We start from the raw sequence: 3,209 nt of genomic DNA on the forward strand, positions 1-3,209 counted from the left end.
AGGTATTCAAAAGCATCACCCAGTTTTTCGCTATGGTCGTAATGAAACTCATTGATAACCTTCAGAAACATTTTTAACGTCTCTGGGTCTCTGTAAGGCAGGTATGCGTTTTTAAAAATATCTCTGAAAAGTTGCGGTATATTAGGATTTTGGTTCAGTTTTACTATTGCTTCTCCGTAAAGTGCCAACATTTCATACCCGCCCAATTTGGGGTCAAATATTTTTGTCCAACTGTATTTTTCGTAATCGCCTGTAAAAAAAGTAGCTTCTCCACCAAATTCCATTGCTTCCTTATCCATGTCGTCCATGAATTTATATATCATAGCAATGGTAATTTGCTCAACCTGGCTTTGTGGGTTTGGTAATTTTCCTACCAAAATATCTCTTGCAGTATCAATCCTGCGTTTTGTTTCTTGGTCTAACATTTATGCAACAAATTTATTAAGTGATACATTATCTTTTATGTACTCAGGTATCGCAAAACGCAATTCAGGAGGCAACTTTCTGAATACATCACCATTTGGATTGGTGTTTAATAATGCATATTTTCTATTTTCAATTATGTCTCTGAACTCAGAGTCTGTAATGTAACTTTTAAAATAATCCCTTGCGAAAGTGAAGTATTCCTCAGGGGGCAAATAACGGCTATCAAACTTTTCAAATTCCTCGTCAAGAAGTTCGTCTTTTGATTTAAAATAAGGAATAAAACCAAAGATTTTTTCAATGATTTCTCTCAATGATAACCGCCTGTCAATTTTTATGGCATTCCGCAGTTTGCTTATATTGTAATACTCTTCTGGCTTATCAAATATTTGACTGATAATGTATTGTTCTATTGCATCAAAATCTTTTTGCTGAACTAATTCCTTGATTTTGTCATCCTCTTTTACTTTATCTTCAAATTTCTCAAAATACATTCGGTCAATCTTCATTCCTTCAAGCCCAATTTCATTGACTGTAAAGGTTTTTAAAGGGTCGTGTCTTGTGCTGTCGTATTCGTCAACAACATAACCGCCTCCGCCACCGCCTTCGGTTGAAGTTCCTTTTGGAGGTAACTTTAAAACTTCATCGTAATTGAATTTTTCCTCAAAATACTCGCAGTTTGCAAAGAAGTCAAAAAGTTTAAACCTCGACTTTTGCAAGTTTTCTTCAGGAATGTTTTCAATTAAACTCTTATCTTTCAAAACCTCTTTATTCGCAAAATTGAATTTTCTTGTTCCTCTACCTTTGATTTGAATAAAGTCGGTTGGAGAGAAAATTGGTCGCATCAAACACACATTTAAAATATCAGGGCAATCATAACCTGTTGTCATCATTCCAACTGTAACACATACGCGGGTTTTGCTTGTCTGGTATAAATCATGAAAGTTACCTTTACCACCTAAACGATTGTTAGTAAAGTTAATCGTTAATTGCTGTGCATCTGGTATCCATGAGGTAACTTGCATGGCAAAATCAGATTGATATTTGCCCGGAAACATTTTGTCGGCAAATTCATTCAGAATTTGTGTGATTTTAGCAGCGTGGTTTTGACTTACACAAAATAAAATAGATTTGCCAATTTCACCAGAAATTGGGTCTTTATAAGCGTTCTCTAAAAATGTTTTACAAAAAATGCGGTTCGTGTTTTCGGAAAACAATTTCTTTTCAAAGTCACGCTGCGAAAATGTAGTCGAGGTTTCTTCTCCATTATCGTCTGTTATTTCAACCGTGTAACCTTCATCGCTTAAAAGCTGTGTAGTTATTTCTGTTCTTGCATCGACAACACAAGGATTTACTAAAAAACCATCTTTAACGCCATGTAATAGACTATATTGAAAAGTTGGTTTGCCATCTTCACAACCAAAGGTTGTGTAAGTGTCCAAAAGCATTCTCCTTTCTAATTCTCTTGGGTCTTTTTCGCTTAACTCTCCTGCATCAATCTTTTTTAAATAGTCCTTTGGTGTTGCTGTCAGACCTAACTTGTAGCCAATAAAATATTCAAAAACAGCTCTGCTGTTACCTCCGATACTTCTATGTGCTTCATCAGAAATTACAAGGTCAAAATCAGTTGGTGAAAAAATCCTTTTGTATTTGTTTTTGAAAAGAAACGATTGCACTGTCGAAACAACAATTTCTGCTTGCCGCCAGTCATCCCTATTTTCTTTGTAAATACTGCACTTATAATCAGTTCTTAAATATTCTTTAAAAGCTTTATCTGCTTGGTCTTCCAATTCCAAACGGTCAACCAGAAACAAAACTCTTCTTGCGTTTCCTGTTCGTAAAAACAATTTGATTACGGCTGCTGAAGTTAAAGTTTTGCCAGTACCAGTTGCCATTTCAAATAAAAAACGGTCTTTACCAGCTTTTACTTCTTCCTGTATCCGTTCTATAGCTCTAACTTGATACTTTCGCAAAAACCTTAACTTATTTTCTTCAATAAAAGCACTGCGTTGCGATTCATCAATATATCTTGGGTCGCTGGCATAGTCTGGTTTTTGAGTTTTTACAATGTAATCTTCTTTTACTGTTTCATTCACTAATGCATCAGCATTTGGCTTAAATTCCGTATATCCGATAACAGTCTCAGGTTTCGGAAATGTTGCAATAATATTTGGATTTCCTCTCTGTAAATCCCAGAAGTAATGCAAATTACCATTTGAAAGAATTATGAATCTACAGTTTTGAGATTGTGCATATTTTCTGGCTTGTTCCTTAGCAAAGAGTGGGTTTATTTCTTCTTTCTTTGCTTCTAAAACAATGAAAGGAAAACCTTTGTCGTCAAGTAACAGATAGTCAATAAAGCCATTTTTTGTTTTTTCAAAATCTTCACCGAATTCATCTAATTCAGTTTGAGTTAGTTTTGTTTTATTCTCAAGTACAATATTGGCTCTTCCTTCTTTCGAATCAAAGAATCGCCATCCCGCTTCTTCAAGCAGTTTATTGATTTTTATTCTTGCTTTAGCTTCTTTTGACATTACAATTTTGTTCTATTTTAAAATCACAAATTTAGTTTTAAATTCTCAATATCAATTATTCAAATAAGTCGCTGTCTTTCAATGGTGCGTAGGCAAAATGAAGGCTCTTTTGGCTGCGAAGCGGTCGCCCGTGCGTTTGGGCAGCCAAATGTGCCTGAATGTGCGGTGGGTTTCCATTTTCTTTGTCCTTATGCAGCAAAAATTCTTTTCTCATTCTGTCGTCTGTTTTGTCTTTTTACAATGAACGCCAAC

At 35.1% G+C, this 3,209-nt stretch carries 2 protein-coding genes; both read right to left on the minus strand.

Translation table 11 applies throughout. From position 1 onward, the window contains the following. The coding region (locus KO361_03220) for a hypothetical protein (GenBank protein MCC7574579.1) at positions 1–425 on the minus strand (425 nt) is incomplete at its 3' end. After that, on the minus strand, positions 426–2,957 hold the full coding sequence (locus KO361_03225) for a DEAD/DEAH box helicase family protein (GenBank protein ID MCC7574580.1): 2,532 nt from the start codon (positions 2,955–2,957) through the stop codon (positions 426–428). Positions 2,958–3,209 lie beyond the last annotated feature (252 nt).

The organism is Candidatus Woesearchaeota archaeon, from assembly GCA_020854775.1.
Taxonomy (GTDB): Archaea; Nanobdellota; Nanobdellia; order Woesearchaeales; family 21-14-0-10-32-9; genus 21-14-0-10-32-9.

Coding starts and splice junctions, on each gene's coding strand:
- KO361_03225 (MCC7574580.1), bottom strand. CDS start 2,957: ATGTCAAAAGAAGCTAAAGCAAGAATAAAAATCAATAAACTGCTTGAA.